Here is a 16,356-nt window from a genome sequence, read left to right on the forward strand (position 1 = left end):
CCCGTGAGCGGGGCGTGCCTGCTGCTGCGCAAGGACTTGCGCGCCCCTTTGCCGCCCGCTCAGCCCTGGCCTGAAGGCTTCACGCTGAGCCCCCTCAACCCGAGCCTGATTGAGCCGGTTCATGCCTTGCTTGTTGCGGGCTACGCCGACGGACAGGGCAGCGTGCTCCCCTTGCAGGCATGGCAGCAGGCGCTGGGTCGCGATGCCGACTACGATCCCACGCTGTGTTTTGTGCTGCGACACGCCGCACGCGTGGTGGGGGTTGCGCAGGCCTGGACCAGCGCGTACCTGAAGGATTTGGTGGTTCACCCTGCGTATCGCGGGCGCGGACTGGGCAGCACGCTGCTGGAACATGTGTTTCTTGCGTTCCGCCAGCGTGGCGAAGCCTGTGTCGACCTCAAGGTCATGGAGCACAACCTCCAGGCCCGCGACCTGTACGCCCGCCACGGCATGGTTCTGGTCCAGCGTGAAACGCTTTGACGGCCTAGCGCCGGGACTGCCAGAAGTCCTGAGCCAGGCTGCGTAAGGCTGCCGCCAGAGCGGACACATCCCCGGAGTTGCGCTGGCTCTGTTGCCCGGCGTTGACCGTGACCTCGCAGGCGCTGCGAATCCCTGCGATGTTGCGGTTGATGTCTTCACTGACCACGCTTTGCTCTTCAACGGCCGAGGCTATCTGCACGCTCATTTCGGTGATTCTTTTGATTTGCAGGCTGATGCCGTCCAACGCACTGCTGGCCAATTGCGCTTGGCTGGCGCTGCTTTGCGCGTACTCGCTGCTTTGCTGCATCACCTGCACCGCGGCCCGCGCACCGTTTTGCAGGGTGCTGATCATCTGCTGAATTTCGCTGGTGGACTGCTGAGTGCGCTGCGCTAGACCGCGCACTTCGTCCGCCACAACCGCAAATCCGCGCCCCTGATCGCCCGCACGGGCTGCTTCAATGGCAGCGTTGAGCGCCAGCAGGTTGGTTTGCTCCGCGATGCTGCGTATCACCTCCAACACCGATGAAATATCACTGCTGTGGTTTTCGAGGTGATGAACCACTTCAGTGGCTCGCACCAGCTCAGTGGCCAAATGCTGCGCCGAGGTGCGACTTCTGATCACCAGGTCGTAGCCTTCGCGGGTTTCATGCTCGACACGATCAGCCGCCTGCGAAGCCTGCTGCGCATTGCTTGCCACTTGGGCCACACTGGCCGCCATTTCGTTAATGGCGATAGCGACCTGATCGGTTTCCAGTTGCTGATGCAGGGTGCTGTTGTGGCTGCTTTGCAGGTGCTCCACCAGTTCACCGGCGTGCCCGGCCAAGCGCTGGGAAGCGTCACCGATACGCCCGACCACAGCCCCGACCTGGGCTTGCAACATGTGCAGTGCGAACTCGATCTGCCCGAGTTCGTCTTGGCGGCCGGTATAGATCTGCTGGCTCAATGGGTTATCCCCCACGTCCTTGGCGCGACGGGCCAAAGCGCTCAAGGGTTTGAGCCCCCACGCGATGGCGGCCGAACTGAGCACGCTGCCCGCCAGCCAGAGCCCTAAACCGGCTGGCGGATTAATCTGCGGCAACATCACCGTGCCGATCGCCATGACAGCACCCAACACGGCACTGACCAATAACGCTATTTTGCTGGTCAACCCCAACGTGGGCAGACGCCTCCACAACGGCATCGGCCCTGCGCGCAGAGCGGCATAACACGCTTCAGCCACCGCAACCCGCTCCGGGGTTGGGTGAGTACGCACCGATTGATACTCGACGGTTTCGCCGTTTTGCATGACCGGCGTGACGTAGGCGCTGACCCAATAATGGTCGCCATTCTTGCAGCGGTTTTTCACCATCCCCATCCATGAGCGTCCAGCCTTGAGCGTCTGCCACATATGGCTGAAGGCAGCAGCGGGCATATCGGGGTGACGCAGCACGTTGTGGGTGCTGCCCAGCAACTCACTCAACTCATACCCGCTGACGTTTATAAAGTCGGGGTTGGCGTAGGTGATACGGCTGTCGAGGTCGGTGGTGGAGAGGATGTTAGCGTCGGGTGCAAAATCAACGGATCGGCCGGTAATCGGTAGATTGATTTTCATAACAGGCGCGCTCGAAATATTGGGAGGAGTCGGCAGGGCTGTCGACTCTAAGCGCACCCATTAACGAAATACTGATCTGGCGCAGGTTCGCCGACGTTAATCGGTAAACCACTAAAAATCGGCGATATGCGCCGGTTTTCCGACGTCAAAAATTAACGTTTGCCCATGGTTTTACGGGTGCCATGGGGTGGCGCGCCCGGGGTTTTGTCATGACCGCCCTTGCCCGACTTTTGATACCAGGGCTGGTTGTCTTTTTTGGCCTGGGCGAAGGCCGACGGGTTGAACGGAAAGCTGAATGTAGGAACGGCCGGTTTGTCGGCGGCGTTCGCAGTGGCTTCCAGCTCGGCCGGTTCAGCCGCGAGGGTTTCAGGAGCCGTCGGTTGTTTGGAGGAAGTCATGAAAGCTCCGGAGGATGCGGGGTAGGAAGAAAGCCGCGCAGTATACCTGCCATCCTCTCCCCGCGTTGCACTCAGAGGTAGGAAATAGTCAGCACGCCGTTGCGCACGCCTTGCTCTTGACTGTAGGCGGGAGTGTTTAGCTTCTGATAGGACGCGACAAACGGTAAATGTCCCGTGCGGTAGGCATTGCTTGCCATGTTCACCGCCAACACCACATTGGGCGCAACTTCGATCAACTGCGTTTGGTTACCATAATCCACGGTTCCCGAACGACCATGCTCACACCCTGCTTCCACAATCCTGCCTTGAAAATGGACGGTGCCACTCATGGCAGCCGTTTCAGACACCGCCTCATTGGACAACCCGAACAAGACACAAGCCGCCAGCCCCAGCGCACATACTTTCATTCACATCCCCCCGGTCCAGAGACGCATCGACGCCCCTCTCTAATACCAGCGCATCGACCAAAACCTTGTTTTCTTGAGTGAAACGCTGAGAAAGACTTCCCGATTTGGCAAAATCACCGACCACCAATCGCCGAGCTTTTCGATGATGAAACAGATGACGTTTGCCGACGCCGAGTACGCTGGACAGCGCAAACAAACTCGTAAGGAGTGGCCCCTGATCGAGATGGATCAGTTGCTGCCTGGAAGGGTTTGATTCCCTGATTAAGCCCTGAGGCGGCCGCCCTGCCTATCCTCTGATGACGATGCTGCGGGTTCATTTGATGCAGAACTGGTTCGGCTACAGCGATCCGGCGATGGAAGAAGCGCTGTATGAGACGACCATCCTGCATCAGTGTTCAGGCATCAGTCTGGAGCGTATTCCAGACGAAACCACCCTTCTCACACTTCCGTCTTCTGCTGGAGCAGCACGAGCTGGCGTCCGGAACTGTCGGCTTCATGAATGGTTATTTGGGTGACCATGGCTTGTCGTTGCGTCAAGGTACCCACGTCGATGCCACGCTGATCAATGCGCCCAGTTCGACCCATAATAAGGACGGCAAACTCGACCCTGAGATGCACCCAACCAAGAAGGGCAACCCGTCCTATTGGTGACGTTGTTCGCTCTGTTAAACCTGTGGATGGCACGCCGATATGTGTTGGCGAACGCAGGAAAGGTGCGTGTGTAGAGCTGGAAATGACCGCTGCAAAGGACTTTGCAGCGGTTGGAACGGCTGAAAAACGAAGGTGATTGAGCAATTTTCTACAAACGTCGTTTTTTGGAAAGTGCTGACGGCTCGATAGTCGAAAAACATACGGCCACTTCAGAGCATCCCTAACTCTGAAATCAATTGGTACGTCAACCTATTAAAACTGATAGCAGGCGATCATCCATAATCGGAATATCTTAAGGCGTCAACAAACTATCAGAGTTGACCGCCATGAAAAAAACAGGCCATGAGAAAACTGAATACACGCTATCAACATGGATGACAGACCTCAGCCATATTATTGCTCCACTCAAGTTAAATATTATGTCGCTGCCTTCTACCCATAACGCAGGCATGGATAAAAAAGCCACCAGCGGGATAGAAGAGGGCTGGATAGCTTGTCAAAATGACACATTTTTATTCCAACTTTCAAACGGCATTCGAGTTTTCGATATACGTCTAAAGCACGCCATAGAAGGTATATTTTTCAGCCATAACGGATGGACCTCAACACGCACCATCAGCAAACTGATTGCTGACTGTAACCACTTCTTCAACGTGGACTACGCATCAAAAAAAAATGAAATCATTATTCTAAACTTCCACGACTTCGAGAAATTCACAGAGCAAGACTATTCGGAAGTATTCTTGCAGCTAATCAATGGGTTTTCAGGTAAAAACAGTGCAGTAAAGATTTTGCCACGTGCAGCGAGTGATTTAACGCATGCTCAAATACTGACGGATTACCCAGGCTGCAATATTATTATCGCAGGGCACCAGTTCGGCATTCACACCGAATGCTGGAACAATATCCCTCACTACTGGATAGGGCAAGATGTACCTTCACTGGCTGAACTCGACATATTCATTGACCGGCACACCAAACCAACCCACAAAAATGATCTTTGGTCCCTACAAGTTGTAAAATACTCAAATACTTACGGACCCGAAAATCTGGCCGGCTATATCAATATTAAATTCCAGCCGTATCAAAACACAATAATAAACAGCAATATCATCAACGTGGATTTTTTTGAAAAAAGTCTTTTAGTTGACTATTGCATACAGGCTAACATCTACAAAGGTGAAAGGGCGCTTGACAAAATCCCGCCTACCACTCCCGTGTTTCGTCATGCCAATTGGATAAGACCATGGCATACGTGCTTTGTATCATTCGAAGAATCCACTGACAACTTCACAGTCACCCATCATATTTACACAATCGATGACGGAGAGGAACAGAGACTTGAAAATCAACACTCTGCAGTTCAAAACTTAGAGTTAAACCTCGCTCCGGACACCTTGTACACACTAAAAGTTTACGGTGTTGACTTTGCAGGTAATTATTCCCCACCGCTGACCCAAACCCTTACTACCTTTGACGAACCGACCGATGATAAAAAACCCTTGACCCCTCTTATTACGGCAACCCAACGGATTGGCAAGTTCGGGTGTGCAATGTATTGGGGTGAAGGCCAAACGGTAGACTGTTATGAAGCTTACATTTATGGAGAGGGTGACATCGATGAGGGCAAACCAATTAGAGAACCACTTCTATCAAAATTTGTGTCCCGATGGGCAGGTGGGACCATGTTTGAAAACCTTCCAGACTACAACGCCTATCAAATGGCGGTACGTGCAGTTAACAGTTACGGCACCTATGGCGACTACTCTATTAGGCGGGTAGAACCCTACAAACCATCAACACGCCCACCTACGGCGCCGTCCGAACTAAAATATGTTTATGACTCGGTGGGGCAGACTTTACATATCACTTACATCAAAGGTGACGCCAAGGTCGGCACAGTATTTCACACATTGATCATTGAAACCAACAGTGAACAATGGCAGGAAACCATCTACAAAGAATCTTTTACTTTTCCACTGGGTCTGTCAATTGACTTTAAACTCACACTCTACTGCACCGATCAAGATTACAACCATTCAACATCCATTTCCTTAACAGGCAACACGAGGGAAAGTGGAAATGACTCACCTGAATTTATTACAGACCAATTTGTGACCCGCGACACATTAACTTCAGGTTCCACCACGTGGTCGGGCGCCCGGAATATAGCACAGTATAAAATCCACCTTTACGACATCTCGGCGATTGAAGACGAAAAAAACACCAAGGAAGGCACAATTATTGCCCCCCCCATTAGGGAAGTTTTGTATTCAGGCAGCGAACTCTGCTACACGTTTAATGATTTAACATCACTAAAGCCATACCATGTTTTCGTCTGGGGTATTAACGCCTATGGAACCGAAGGACACAGATCTTTTACTAACAATACATTCATGCACGCCAGCCCTTATGCCGACCAAGAGAAACCGACGCCCCCCTTACATCTCACAGCCTCCTATAGCACGATGAATGGAAATCTTCTCGTTTTTTTTAACCTGTCGTCTGACAACAATAAAGTTGATCACTACATCGTTACTATCAACGATAGTGTGATAAAAAAAAATGCGTCTCCCATTCTGGGCTTTCACTCCATAACCCATCCACTGCAAAGAAACATCGCATATACCGTATCTGTTTATGCCGTCGATCCAGACAACAATCGCTCAAGCGTTGTATCAATCCACGGAACAACATCCGATGAGGACACTCAAGACTCGCCCCCTACAGACAGCTATGTGCTCCAGGCTAAACGCACTGAAAACAATACAGCCCAACTTACGTGGGGCTACATACATAATGCCCGCTATCTATGCATCACGTACTACCTGATCACAGAAAACGGTGAAATAGCGCAACCCTTAGTACACACGGCAGGCAAGAGTATTGGAGTGAACCTGCATAACATCCAACCTGACAAAAAATATAAAGTCGCTGTTATCGGCGTGAACAGTTACGGGAATACTGGAACGCTTAAATTCATCGAATTTTAAGCTATAGATATAGAAAACTGCTCTCCATTTTCTTTATCTCCGCCGAGCCGCTTCGAAATAAAAAAGCATACAAGGCCGGGTTTTCCCGGCCTTCCCCCAAGAATGGCCTTGCATCAGGAATAGGATTCCATTCTTTTTGGTCACGCCCTCAATAAGCAATCGAAGTTAAGCCCTCCCAGGCAAGAAGCCTTTTTTATAAAGCCGTGTTCATATCGATAACACGTCAAGGACGGCGAGCGGCGCCCTTGCAAAGTACCGAACCCTTACTCTACCTCTGCGTTTTCAAGGTTTGTTACTCAAAACGCAAAAGTCCTTATCCAGAGCAGGGCTTTTTCGGGGTGGGGGTTGCCTATATTTTGATCGCACCACACAGAACTTGCTCAGCAAGAAGGTCTTTGAAATGTCCAGCAGTATGGGTATGGCCAGCGTTTTCGCTTTGTCGTCTTTGTTGTTGTCGCCTTTGGCCATGGCGGAAGAATCGCCAGCGTTCGTTGCACAAAATGCAGCCCGCGCAGCCGCCTTTGAACAGCACCAAAAAGAACTCGCCGCCAGCCACCAACACGAGGCACAGCCTCAGCACACGCAGATTAAAGCCAGCACCAGCGATGACAGCAAGGACAGCTGATTCCCTCCATAAAGTCTTCCCGACCCAGTCAGTCACGGCCTTTATATGTGACTGATTGTTTCAAAAGCCGCTACTATAGCGGCTTTTTTTTGTTCTCAAAAAGCCGTCACGGCGTTTGGCGTCTTTCAAAAAGAGCCCGAATTTCTAACGAAAATAAAAACTGCCATCACCCAAAAGGAGCTACTGACCGGTGAAGAACGCACTCAAATTCAGCCCGCTATTCCTAGCGCTGGCTGCAACGATCCCGACCCTTGCTTACGCCGATGATGAAACGGCAAAAGACGGCTTTTTTGAAGGTTCGAGCCTCAAGCTGCATTTTCGCAATTACTACATGAACCACGATATTCGCAGCCCCAAAGCGGATGACAGTAAAGAGTGGGGCCAAGGGGTCATTGGGCGGTTCGAGTCGGGCTTTACCCAAGGTGTGGTGGGCTTCGGGCTAGACGCTTACGGCATGCTCGGCCTGAAACTCGACGGCGGTGGCGGTACGGACGGCAGCAGCATCCTGCCGGTCAGCGACGGTAGTGGCAAAGCGCCTACCGCGTTTTCGTCCGCTGGCGCAGCGCTAAAAATGCGCGCCTTTGACACTGAGTTGAAAGCGGGCGACATGTTCCTCACCAACCCGGTGATCGCCGGTGGCGAGACGCGCATGCTGCCGCAGACCTTCCGCGGTGTGACACTTACTAATCACAGCCTGGATGGCTGGATGTTCGAAGGCGGCCAGGTCAGCTTCGAAAAACCTTACAACCAGAGCGGCATGCGCCGCCTGACGACCATGTATGGCAACCTCGATGGCCAGAACAGCAAGCACATGAACTGGGCTGGCGCCTCGTGGAGCGGCGTGCCTGAGCTCACCAGCAACCTGTATGCGGCCGAGTTGCAGGACATCTGGAACCAGTACTACTACGATCTGGATTACACCTACGCCCTGACCGATAGCGTCAGCCTGAACCCGGGGCTGCACTTCTATCACACTCAGGACACAGGCAAGGCCCTGCTGGGTGACATCGACAACAACACCTTCAGCCTGCATTTTGCCGTGGCTGTCGCGGGGCATACGGTGACCGCGGTGTACCAGCGGGTCAATGGCAACACGCCGTTTGACTACATCTATCAGGGCGACAGCGTTTATCTGGATAACTCGCAGCAGTATTCGGACTTCAACGGGCCGAACGAACGCTCGTGGAAGCTTCAATACGAATATGACTTTGCCGGCGTGGGCCTGGCCGGGCTGACGTCCATGATTTCGTACTCGCGCGGCGAACTTGACCTGACCAAGGTTGACCCCAACAGCGTGGGTTACGGCAATTGGTACAACGCTGACGGCAAGCACGCCAAACACTGGGAACGCGACCTAACCGTCAAATATGTGCTGCAGGAAGGCCCGGCGAAAGACCTGGGCGTCGCGTTGCGCTGGTCGGCCAACCGGGGCAATGAGGCGTATCAGGCGGTCGACAGCAATGTCGATGAATACCGCGTCATCATCGACTATCCTCTTGATGTGTTTTAAACCCTGATACAAAGCCAGCGTTTACGCTGGCTTTTTTGTGGGGGGGTGCTCATTTAGGGGCTGTCTAGAGGCCGACCGCAGCATGGCAATAACCCACCACTCATCTAAACCACCGATCACGCAGGGCTGGTTGTTGATCGCCATGACGGCGTGCGTCATAGCCATTCTCAGCATCAATGCGTTTTTGCTGATGCGCGAGCATCGCAGCGTTGAACTGGCGGCCATCCGTACCTCGCTCAACATTGTTCGCCTGATCGACCGCGACGTCCAAAACACCGTTGAGCAATACGACTCCGCACTCAGCGCGCTGATCCGTGTGTCGAAGCGTGGCGACCTTGGCAACCTTTCCCAGCCGCTGAAGCAAATGTTGATGTTCGATAAAGCTGAAGAAACACCCGACAACGGTGGCTTTTTCATGCTCAACGCCCAAGGCGATCTGGTGGTCAGCTCCCTTGCCGATTACACGCCCGGTAAAAACTACAGTCATTGGCAAAGCTTTATCGAGCAGCGTGACTCATCCGGCAATGACCTGTTTATCTCCCACCCCTTCCCGACCGAGGCCACTCAGGGAGCGTGCTGCATCAGCTTCAGCCGTCGAATTTCCGGTGCCGACGGTTCGTTCCAGGGTGTGGCGATCGCCCAAATGAAGGTCGAGTACTTTCGCTCGTTGTTTCAAAAGCTGGATCTCGGGGCCAACAGCACCATCAGCCTGATCAATACCGACGGCACCCTGCTCATCCAGCAACCCGGCCGTGACAATGCCCGGGACGATCTGAGCCACGACCCGATCTTCAATCGCCTGTTGAAGGAGCACAAAGGCAGTTTTATTGCGGTCTCCAGCAAACACGGCCAAGAGGAGCTGTACAGTTTTTCTGAGGTCGGCAAGCTGCCGTTGGTGGTGGTGGTTTCACTGGCCACTGAAGACGTGTTCGCCAGTTGGCGGCGCAATGCGTTGTTGGTCGGTTGTGTGACGCTGATGCTGTGCATCACCTTGCTCGGCCTGACATGGCTGCTGGGGTGCGAACTGCAATTACGACGCAAGGCAGAGCAGACGCTGGAAGCGATGATACGCACCGACCCGCTTACCGAACTGGCCAACCGCCGAAAACTGGATGAAACCCTCACGACTGAGTGGCTTCGCGCTCAACGCACTCGCAAACCGCTGTCGCTGATCATGATCGACGTCGATCATTTCAAGTCGTTCAATGACACTTACGGTCACCCGTACGGTGACGAAGCCTTGCGCCTGGTTGGCAAAACCCTGAAGACTTTCGTACGACGCTCAACTGATCTGGTTGCCCGTTATGGCGGCGAAGAGTTCGCCATGGTCCTGCCCGACACCCACGCCGAGGGTGCAGCGCAGCTCGCAGAGCGTATTCGTCACACCATTGAGCAACTGCCCCCCATTAAACCGGGCGGTATCCCGATCACCGTGAGCCTTGGCACCTGCACCCAACTGGTAACAGCGGACGACTCGCAAACCCGTTTTTTGCATTGTGCCGATCAGGCGCTCTATCAGGCCAAGAAAAATGGACGTAATTGCGTGGTCAGTCGCAACGCCGCAGGCGACGCTTGAGCCAATCAGCCCGCACGCTGGTTATGGGGTCATTTTTTTCAACTCAAAGACCTTGAAATTTGGCGAGCCGTACTTATTGTGCGCTCATGAACACCCGGCCCGCCTCTGAGCAACATATCGTGAGCCAACGCCTGCTCATGACCTTCGCCAGCCTGTCGATCATGGCGATTTTGAGCATTGTCGGTTTTTTTATTCACCATGATTACATCGACGACAAAAAACAGGCGACGCGCTCAGCCTCCAACATCGTGCAACTGGTTGATCGCAACATCAGCGAAGTCATGCGCCTTTATGACGACGTGCTGAACGGGATGATTAAAACCTGGCAAAGCGCCCCGTTAAACTCACTGCCTGAGGATATTCAGCATCAGCTTCTGTTTAGCAGAGCGCAGGACGCTCCCTCGGACGATGGTTTTTTTATCCTCAATGCCCACGGCGTGGTGGTCGCGGACTCGCGAACCGCTATTGCGTCACCGGCTGACCTTAGCGATCAAGCGTACTTTACCGCTCACCGTCATGGCTCACGCGATGCGCTCTTCATCAGCCCCCCCTTCAAGACCGGCCCCGATGTGGATGACTGGAACATCGCGTTCAGTCGCCGTATCAGTGCGCCTGATGGCACCTTTCTGGGGGTCGGGGTTGCACAAATGAGGCTGGAATACTTCTATGAGTTATTTCAGAGCCTTGAGCTGAGCCCGGATGACACTATCAATCTGATGAGCAGTGACGGGACGCTGATAACCCAGTATCCCGTGACTATCCGCCCCCTTTTTGGCACCTACGTCGGTTGCCTGCCCGGCATCCAGCGACTTCTCGACGAGACCGAGGGCAGTTTCATCGCAACCTCGCACATCTATGGCGTAGAGCGCTTGTACAGTTTTTCACGGGTTCGCAATTTACCCCTGGTTGTCGTCGTAGCTTTGTCTACAAACAGCATTTTTGAAGGCTGGCGCATGACCACTTGGGTGGTGGGTAGCTTTGCTGCACTGCTATGCCTGTCTCTGATCTGGATGACCTGGATGCTGAACCGCGAAATGCGCTTGCGTCAGCATGTTGAAACCGAACTCGAAGGGCTGGCCACTACTGACCCTCTCACCACATTGGCCAATCGTCGGACGCTGGATGCGCGGCTGGCCTAGGAATGGCGGCGAGCGCAACGCGCAGGTTGCTGTATTTCACTAATCATGATGGACATTGATCACTTCAAGGCCTTCAACGACACCTACGGGCATCAGGCCGGTGACGACGTCATCCGCAAAGTCGCCCAGCAGATCAAATCACAGGTACGGCGCCCCTCCGATCTGGCAGCGCGGTATGGCGGAGAGGAGTTTGCGGTGTTGCTGGTGGACACGGACACGCGCGGCGCCCGGCAAATTGCCGAAGGGATACGCAAAGCGGTGGAACGGATGGCGCCGATTACTGATGGAGGCGCCTCAGTGACCATCAGTTTGGGCACTTATACCCGTCAGGTGAGAGCCGGTGACACGCTGCAAGAGCTGGTGCGCAAAGCGGATGCAGCGCTGTATGAAGCCAAGCACAGCGGTAGAAACAGGGTTGTCAGCGTCAGTGAGCAGCAACGCGAGCAAAACGTCGCTTAGCCCCTCGCACCCTTTGGGGGCATAAAAAAAGGCCACCCGAGGGCAGCCTTCAAAAACTAGAGAAAGAAGTTTTACTTAAACCGCCGCAACCGGACGCATGTACGAAATCGGTGCAGTGCTGGCATCTTCAAAGGTCACGACTTCCCACGCATCTTTCTGCTCAATCAGCTTGCGAAGCAGCTGGTTGTTCAATGCATGGCCAGACTTGAAGCCCTTGAACTCGCCGATCAGGCTATTGCCCAACAGGTAGAGGTCGCCAATGGCGTCGAGGATCTTGTGCTTCACGAATTCGTCCTCATAGCGAAGACCGTCTTCGTTCAGTACACCGTCCGCGTCGACAACGATCGCGTTTTCCACACTGCCACCGAGTGCGAGGTTGTGCTTGCGCAGGTACTCGATGTCACTCATGAAGCCAAAGGTACGGGCGCGGCTGACTTCTTTTACAAACGAAGTGCTTGAGAAATCCACGCTTGCACTTTGTGTGCGATTACGGAAAACCGGGTGATCGAAATCGATCTCGAAAGTCACCTTGAAGCCTTCGAAAGGGACAAAAGTGGCGCGTTTGTCGCCATCTTCAACGGTCACTTCACGCAGGATACGGATGAATTTCTTCGGCGCGTCCTGTTCTTCCAGGCCGGCAGATTGAATCAAAAATACGAAAGGTCCAGCGCTACCGTCCATGATAGGGACTTCAGACGCGGAGAGTTCGACGTAGGCGTTATCGATCCCCAGGCCAGCCATGGCCGAGAGCAAGTGCTCTACCGTGTCTACTTTGGTATCGCCGTTGACCAATGTGGTCGACATGGTTGTCTCGCCGACGTTTTCCGCGCGAGCAGGAATCTGCACCACAGGGTCAAGGTCTGCACGACAAAACACGATGCCGGTGTCCACAGGCGCAGGCTTGAGGGTCAGGTAGACCTTCTCACCGGAGTGCAGGCCGACACCTGTGGCACGGATAATATTTTTCAGGGTGCGTTGTTTAATCATGGCATTGGCCGCTTCAGCGCAAATTGCGAACTGGTATCAACAAAGGCTGGCGATAATAGCAGACCGAGCCTTTGCTGAACACCAATCACCTTAATCCCCCTGATTGATTTCATTAATCAGCCTGTCGACGCAGGAAAGCCGGGATGTCCAGGTAATCCAGATCGTCTTGAGGATTGAGCTTGGCAGCGGTTGTCGCGCCTTGCTGGGCCTGATTACGCATCACGGTCGGACGGTCGAGGTCACGGTAGTTAACCGATGGCAGCTCCTGACGGGTTTCCTGACGAACGTCCTGACGCGCGGCTGCGGCCTGAGCCGAAGAAGCGGCGTACGACGCCTGTACCGTGTTGTCGATCACCTTGACCGGCTTCTCGATTTTCGCGCCCAGACCGGTTGCAACCACGGTCACGTGCAGTTCGTCGCGCATGTCCGGATCGATTACGGTACCGACCTTGACCATCGCGTGCTCGGAAGCGAAAGCTTCGATGATGCTGCCCACGTCGGAGTATTCACCCAACGACAGGTCAGGACCGGCAGTGATGTTCACCAGGATGCCGCGCGCGCCTTCCAGGTTCACGTCTTCGAGCAACGGGTTGCGGATCGCCGCTTCAGTGGCTTCACGTGCACGGTTAGGACCGCTGGCGCAGCCAGTGCCCATCATCGCCATGCCCATTTCGCTCATCACGGTGCGCACGTCGGCAAAGTCGACGTTGATCATGCCCGGACGCTTGATGATGTCGGAGATACCGCGAACGGCACCGGCCAGTACGTCATCGGCCTTGGCGAAAGCCGACAGCAGGCTGGCGTCTTTACCGAGAATGGTGAGCAGTTTTTCGTTCGGAATCGTGATCAACGAGTCGACGCTTTCAGACAGCAGACGAATACCTTCGTCAGCGATCTGCATGCGCTTGCGACCTTCGAACGGGAACGGACGGGTCACTACCGCAACGGTGAGGATCCCCATTTCCTTGGCCACTTCGGCAATGATCGGTGCAGCACCGGTACCGGTACCGCCGCCCATGCCCGTGGTGATGAACACCATGTTGGTGCCCTGCAGCACTTCAGCGATGCGCTCGCGGTCCTCAAGAGCAGCCTGACGGCCAACCTCGGGGTTCGCGCCGGCACCCAGGCCCTTGGTCACGCCAGTGCCCAATTGCAGGATGGTACGGGCACCAATGCTTTTCAGCGCTTGGGCGTCCGTGTTGGCGCAGATGAATTCCACGCCTTCGATGTTGCTCTTAACCATGTGGTTAACAGCATTGCCACCGCCACCACCAACACCGATAACCTTGATTACCGGGCTTTGCGGGATGTTGTCTACGAGTTCGAACATTTTCCCTCTCCTTACCTTCTCTAGTTTTTTTCGCCTACTTCTACTGCTGGTAAATCGTTTGTTGCTTAGAAATTGCCCTGTACCCAGCGCTTAAGGCGCTCAAGGACAGGGGCTTTCTGTTCTTCACTGCTGTAACTGTCGCGGTTGCCTAATCCCGACAGAGAAATGCCATCGGACTGTTTTTGCAGCCCGTATTGCAGCAAGCCCACAGCCGTGGAGTAAATCGGGTTACGCACAACATCGGCCAACCCTTTGAAACTGTGTGGCACGCCAAGACGCACAGGCATGTGGAAGATTTCTTCGGCCAGTTCGACCGCGCCTTCCATCTTCGAGGTGCCTCCTGTCAGGACGATGCCCGCAGGGATCAAATCTTCGTAACCGCTGCGGCGCAGCTCAGCCTGGATCAGGCTGAACAGCTCTTCGTAACGAGGCTCGACCACTTCGGCCAGGGCCTGGCGCGACAGCTCGCGCGGTGGACGATCACCCACGCTTGGCACTTTGATGGTTTCACCGGCGCCTGCCAGCTTGGCCAGCGCGCAGGCGTAGCGAATCTTGATTTCTTCGGCGTACTGGGTCGGGGTGCGCAACGCCATTGCGATGTCGTTGGTCACTTGATCGCCGGCAATCGGGATCACCGCGGTATGACGGATCGCACCTTCGGTGAAAATCGCGATGTCAGTGGTGCCGCCGCCGATGTCGACCAGGCAAACGCCCAGCTCTTTTTCATCATCGGTGAGTACCGAGTAGGCCGACGCCAGTTGCTCAAGGATGATGTCATCCACCTCAAGGCCACAGCGGCGCACGCACTTCTCAATGTTTTGCGCAGCATTCACGGCGCATGTCACCACGTGCACCTTGGCTTCCAGACGTACGCCCGACATGCCCAGTGGCTCACGCACGCCTTCCTGGTTATCGATCACGTAGTCCTGCGGCAAGGTGTGCAGCACGCGCTGGTCTGCCGGAATGGCCACTGCCTGGGCAGCATCGAGCACGCGCTCAAGGTCGGCCGAACTGACTTCACGGTCGCGGATCGCCACGATGCCGTGAGAGTTCAGGCTGCGAATGTGATTGCCTGCCACGCCGACAAACGCCGAGTGAATACGGCAACCGGCCATCAACTGCGCTTCTTCCACTGCGCGCTGGATCGACTGCACAGTGGATTCGATGTTCACCACCACGCCCTTCTTCAGGCCACGGGATGGATGGGTGCCGATACCAACGATTTCGAGTTGGCCGTCGGCCGCGACTTCGCCTACCAGCGCAACCACCTTGGAGGTGCCGATATCCAGGCCGACGATCATTTTGCCGCTTTGCACATTTGCCATGGGTCCTGCCTCTTCTTAATTCTTCGCGATAGCGGGTTGGGCTATCGTGGGTGCCACAGGTTCCCGCCAGCCGACGGCCAATCCGTTGGCATAACGCAAATCAATGCGCGCTATGTTCGTAATCTGTTCTTTCAGCGTTTTTTCATAGATGGCTATGAAGCGACGCATTTTCTCTACCAGGTGATCGCGCCCCAACAGCAGCTCGATGCCCGGCCCTGCACTGCCCGCCCCGGTGGTCAGGAACCAGCTACCGCGCTCACGCAGTTCCAGCCGGGCTATGGAGAAGCCCATCGGACGCAGCATCTGGCTCAAAACCTGATACTGCTGCATCACTTGCTGCTGAGCCCGTTGAGGGCCGAACAGCTGCGGCAAATGTTCGTAATTGGCCAGTTCACGCGGGGTGAAGGCCTGCCCCTGGTTGTTCAGCAGTGCTTCATCGCCCCACCGTGCAACCGGCAATTGTTCTTCAAGACGGATCACCACTTGATCCGGCCAGACCCGCCGCACTTCGGCGTGGGCAATCCACGGCATCTGTTCCAGCTCGGTGCGCATGGCTTCCAGGTCGACCGTGAAAAAGCTCGCGGCAATGTAAGGTGCGATGCGCTGTTGCACGGCCTGCTGGCTGATGTAGGTCAGGTCGCCCTGCACGTTGACGTTAGTAATCGGCCGGTCTGCGTAAGGCATGAGCCGTTGCGCGCCTTCATAAGTGCCGAAACCCAACGCCACCAGCAACACCGGCCAGAACAGCGCTTTCAAAAAGCCGAAATTGGCTTTTGGCAGGCGCGCCGACATCGGCTCTTTCGCCACCATTCGGCTCGCGCCACGCGGCACCGGCTTGCGGCCGGGAGCGAGGGGTGGCTGGCGATGCTGGGCGCCTTGCATGGA

At 54.8% G+C, this 16,356-nt stretch carries 13 protein-coding genes and 2 pseudogenes; 8 read left to right on the plus strand and 7 right to left on the minus strand.

Annotated elements, in window-relative coordinates:
- The first annotated feature begins 3 nt into the window (after nt 1-3).
- On the plus strand, nt 4-480 hold the full coding sequence (locus BKD70_RS06855) for a GNAT family N-acetyltransferase (RefSeq protein ID WP_047273800.1): 477 nt from the start codon (nt 4-6) through the stop codon (nt 478-480).
- 4 nt (nt 481-484) lie between these two features.
- Here the strand turns inward: BKD70_RS06855 and BKD70_RS06860 are convergent, their stop codons facing one another.
- The 3 genes from BKD70_RS06860 to BKD70_RS06870 all read right to left on the minus strand — a co-directional run bounded on the left by BKD70_RS06860 (nt 485) and on the right by BKD70_RS06870 (nt 2,876).
- Nucleotides 485-2,071, minus strand: coding sequence for a PAS domain-containing methyl-accepting chemotaxis protein (locus tag BKD70_RS06860; protein ID WP_047273799.1), 1,587 nt, complete (start codon nt 2,069-2,071; stop codon nt 485-487).
- Nucleotides 2,072-2,223: 152 nt separating this feature from the next.
- Nucleotides 2,224-2,469, minus strand: coding sequence for a hypothetical protein (locus BKD70_RS06865; protein ID WP_047273798.1), 246 nt, complete (start codon nt 2,467-2,469; stop codon nt 2,224-2,226).
- 71 nt (nt 2,470-2,540) lie between these two features.
- Nucleotides 2,541-2,876 (minus strand): hypothetical protein, encoded by a 336-nt coding sequence (locus tag BKD70_RS06870; RefSeq protein WP_052892206.1) that lies wholly within the window; start codon nt 2,874-2,876, stop codon nt 2,541-2,543.
- Between the two features lie 145 nt (nt 2,877-3,021).
- Here BKD70_RS06870 and BKD70_RS24135 point away from each other — a divergent pair.
- From BKD70_RS24135 to BKD70_RS24140, 7 genes and pseudogenes are all read left to right on the plus strand, one after another.
- A pseudogene (locus BKD70_RS24135) lies at nt 3,022-3,524 on the plus strand (transposase); the annotation flags it as partial.
- 329 nt (nt 3,525-3,853) lie between these two features.
- The gene (locus tag BKD70_RS06885) at nt 3,854-6,520 is read left to right on the plus strand and encodes a hypothetical protein (protein WP_047277707.1); all 2,667 of its coding nucleotides are present in this window, start codon (nt 3,854-3,856) and stop codon (nt 6,518-6,520) included.
- Nucleotides 6,521-6,920: 400 nt separating this feature from the next.
- Nucleotides 6,921-7,145 carry a hypothetical protein gene (locus tag BKD70_RS06890; protein ID WP_047273795.1) on the plus strand — a complete coding sequence of 75 codons (225 nt, stop codon included), beginning with the start codon at nt 6,921-6,923 and terminating at the stop codon, nt 7,143-7,145.
- 190 nt (nt 7,146-7,335) lie between these two features.
- Entirely contained in the window at nt 7,336-8,655 is a 1,320-nt protein-coding gene (locus BKD70_RS06895) for an OprD family porin (RefSeq protein WP_047273794.1), read from the plus strand.
- A gap of 82 nt (nt 8,656-8,737) precedes the next feature.
- On the plus strand, nt 8,738-10,231 hold the full coding sequence (locus BKD70_RS06900; protein ID WP_047273793.1) for a sensor domain-containing diguanylate cyclase: 1,494 nt from the start codon (nt 8,738-8,740) through the stop codon (nt 10,229-10,231).
- A 119-nt stretch (nt 10,232-10,350) separates the two neighbouring features.
- Nucleotides 10,351-11,370 carry a cache domain-containing protein gene (locus BKD70_RS06905; protein WP_169859493.1) on the plus strand — a complete coding sequence of 340 codons (1,020 nt, stop codon included), beginning with the start codon at nt 10,351-10,353 and terminating at the stop codon, nt 11,368-11,370.
- Nucleotides 11,371-11,382: 12 nt separating this feature from the next.
- A pseudogene (locus tag BKD70_RS24140) lies at nt 11,383-11,829 on the plus strand (GGDEF domain-containing protein); the annotation flags it as partial.
- 75 nt (nt 11,830-11,904) lie between these two features.
- Here the strand turns inward: BKD70_RS24140 and lpxC are convergent.
- The 4 genes from lpxC to BKD70_RS06925 form a co-directional block, all read right to left on the minus strand.
- Nucleotides 11,905-12,816 (minus strand): UDP-3-O-acyl-N-acetylglucosamine deacetylase, encoded by a 912-nt coding sequence (lpxC, locus tag BKD70_RS06910; RefSeq protein ID WP_047273792.1) that lies wholly within the window; start codon nt 12,814-12,816, stop codon nt 11,905-11,907.
- A 112-nt stretch (nt 12,817-12,928) separates the two neighbouring features.
- Nucleotides 12,929-14,146 (minus strand): cell division protein FtsZ, encoded by a 1,218-nt coding sequence (ftsZ, locus tag BKD70_RS06915; protein ID WP_047273791.1) that lies wholly within the window; start codon nt 14,144-14,146, stop codon nt 12,929-12,931.
- 65 nt (nt 14,147-14,211) lie between these two features.
- Entirely contained in the window at nt 14,212-15,471 is a 1,260-nt protein-coding gene (gene ftsA, locus BKD70_RS06920; RefSeq protein ID WP_047273790.1) for a cell division protein FtsA, read from the minus strand.
- A 15-nt stretch (nt 15,472-15,486) separates the two neighbouring features.
- Entirely contained in the window at nt 15,487-16,353 is an 867-nt protein-coding gene (locus BKD70_RS06925; RefSeq protein WP_047273789.1) for a cell division protein FtsQ/DivIB, read from the minus strand.
- Between the last annotated feature and the right edge of the window lie 3 nt (nt 16,354-16,356).

The organism is Pseudomonas sp. BS-2016, assembly GCF_001806145.1.
In the GTDB taxonomy this organism is placed as follows: Bacteria; Pseudomonadota; Gammaproteobacteria; order Pseudomonadales; family Pseudomonadaceae; genus Aquipseudomonas; species Aquipseudomonas lundensis.